General features: G+C 72.5%; 3 protein-coding genes. 2 read left to right on the forward strand and 1 reads right to left on the reverse strand.

Features of this window, described 5'->3' with window-relative positions:
* The first annotated feature begins 39 nt into the window (after nucleotides 1-39).
* Nucleotides 40-513, forward strand: coding sequence for a nitroreductase family deazaflavin-dependent oxidoreductase (locus EF903_RS31700; protein ID WP_125548417.1), 474 nt, complete (start codon nucleotides 40-42; stop codon nucleotides 511-513).
* Between the two features lie 38 nt (nucleotides 514-551).
* Here the strand turns inward: EF903_RS31700 and EF903_RS31705 are convergent, their stop codons facing one another.
* Nucleotides 552-1199 (reverse strand): TetR family transcriptional regulator, encoded by a 648-nt coding sequence (locus EF903_RS31705; protein WP_114057969.1) that lies wholly within the window; start codon nucleotides 1197-1199, stop codon nucleotides 552-554.
* Between the two features lie 348 nt (nucleotides 1200-1547).
* Here EF903_RS31705 and EF903_RS31710 point away from each other — a divergent pair.
* A partial coding sequence (locus tag EF903_RS31710) for a VOC family protein (RefSeq protein ID WP_148142633.1) occupies nucleotides 1548-2343 on the forward strand: 796 nt, incomplete at its 3' end.

The following is a 2343-nucleotide window of genomic DNA, read 5'->3' on the forward strand; positions in this document are numbered from 1 at the left end:
CACCACCCCCACCACCCCCACCGGGAAGGCGGCCTTCTGATGGCGCTCGGGACCACGCTCATGCAGAAGGCCTCCTCGACGAGGCTGTTCGCCAAGGTCGCCCCGCACGTCATCCCCGCCCTGGACAAGGCGGTGCACCGGCTGACGGGCGGCAGGGTGATCCTCAGCGCCCGCATGCTGCCCGGGGTGATCCTCACCTCGACGGGCGCGCGGACGGGCCGGCCCCGCGCCACGCCCCTCGCGTGCATGCCGCTGGAGTCCGGCGCCGGCTGGATCCTGATCGGCTCGAACTTCGGCCGCCCCGGGCATCCGGCGTGGACCGCGAACCTGCTGAAGAACCCTGATGCGTACGTGAGTTGGAAGGGCCGGGACATCGCGGTACGGGCGCGGCTGCTGCGGGGCGCGGAGCGCGCCGAGGCGTGGCGGGCCGTGCTGCGGTTCTGGCCGCCGTACGCGACGTACCAGGCGCGCATCGAGCGGGAGATCCGGCTGTTCCGCCTGGAGCGCCGCTGATCGGGGGTGGTCCGGCGGGCCGGCTGGGCGGCCCGCCGCTACTTCGTCGGCTTCTTGCCGGTGATGCCCAGGTGGACGAGGAGGGCGAGGTTCGGCTTGAGCTCGGCCTGCTTGACGCCCCAGGTCTGGAAGCCCTTCTGGTGGGAGGCGACGGCCGCCAGCATGGCGACCAGGGAGCCGGCCATCGCCGCCGGGTTGACGTCCTTGTCGACCCTGCCCTTGGCCTGGAGTTCCTTCACGGACTCCGTGAGGGAGTTGGTGACGGAGTTCAGGATCTTCATGCGGATCTTGTAGAAGCGCTTGTCGCCCTCGGCCGCGCCGAGGTCGACGACCCGCAGGATCGCGTCGTTGCGCCGCCAGAAGTCCAGGAAGCCGTCGACGAGCTCCTCCGCGGCCTGCCAGCCGGCCTTGCCGACCCAGGTGCGGCCCTCGACGAGCGAGGTCAACTGCGCGCCTTCGGCGGCCATGTGGTCGGCGATCTCCAGGACGGCGCCCTCGACGTCCGGGAAGTACTGGTAGAAGGTCGCGGGGGAGGTGCCGGCCTTGCGCGCGACGTCGATCACCTTGACATCGCGGTACGGCGAGGAGCTGAGCATCTCGCCGAGGCAGTCGAGCAGCTTCTGCCGCGTCGCCTGACCGCGCCGGCCGGCAACGCGGCCGTCGACGGTGCGTACTTGTCCTGTCATGCCGTCAGCTTACCGAGGGGGTGTCCGAGCGCGATTCGGCCGCCTGCAAATGGGGTTGCCGGCCGCCCGGCCTGCGGGAAAGCCCGTCGGGGGCTGCCCGGGCGACGGATTTCGGCCGCCCCCTGCCCCGCGCCGCCCACCTCGCCGCCCACCGCGCCGCCCGCCCTGCGGCCCGCCTGCCGACCCGACCGCTTCCTCCCTTTACCACCCGATTAGTCTTGTCAACAGGCTGTGGACAACGCTTCGGGCGGACCATGGCCCGAGAGGACACCGCACCGCCTGCAGCTGCGCGGGAGCGTGGGAGCGTACGGAGGGTACACACCCCCGCACAACGGAAGGAAACGGGCCATGGCCGCATTCGCGGAAGGCACCCCCTGCTGGGTGGATGCCTCGCTCCCGGACGTCGAGGCGGGCAAGCGCTTCTACGGCGAGCTCTTCGGCTGGACCTTCAGCGGCGGCTCCCGCGAGTACGGCGGCTACACCCAGGCCTACAGCCAGGGCCGCAACGTCGCCGCGCTCGCCCCCAAGCCGGACGGCCGCATGCCCACCGTCTGGGGGGTCTACCTCGCCACCGCCGACGCCTACGCCTGCGCCGCCCGCATCCGCGCCCACGGCGGCCAGATGGTCATGGACCCCCAGCCCGTCGGCCCGTACGGCACCGCCGCCCTGGCCGCCGACCCCGGCGGCGCCGTCTTCGGCCTGTGGCAGCCCGGCACCCACGACGGCTTCGAGGCGCACGGCGAGCCCTTCACGTACTGCTGGGCCGAGCTGTACACCCGCGCCCGCGACGCCGTCGATGTCTTCTACGCCAACGTCTTCGGCTACGTCCCCGAGGACCAGGACGACGACGGCTCCGGCGTCGAGTACCGCCTGTGGTCGCCGCCCGGCGGCCCGCCCGGCGCCGAGACGGCCGTCCTGGGCCGCAGTCTGATCACCGACGCCTTCCCGGAGATCATGCCGGCGCACTTCCTCGCCTATTTCGCCGTCCCGGACTGCGACCGGTCCGTCGAGACCGTCAAACGGCTCGGCGGCCGGGTCACCGCCGAGCCCTTCGACACCCCGTACGGGCGGATCGCCGTCGTCGCGGACAACCAGGGGGCCGTCTTCGCCCTGCTCTCCGAGAACCCCGGCCCGCCCCCCGCGC

The sequence above is a fragment of the Streptomyces sp. WAC05292 genome (genome assembly GCF_003949955.1).
In the GTDB taxonomy this organism is placed as follows: Bacteria; Actinomycetota; Actinomycetes; order Streptomycetales; family Streptomycetaceae; genus Streptomyces; species Streptomyces globosus.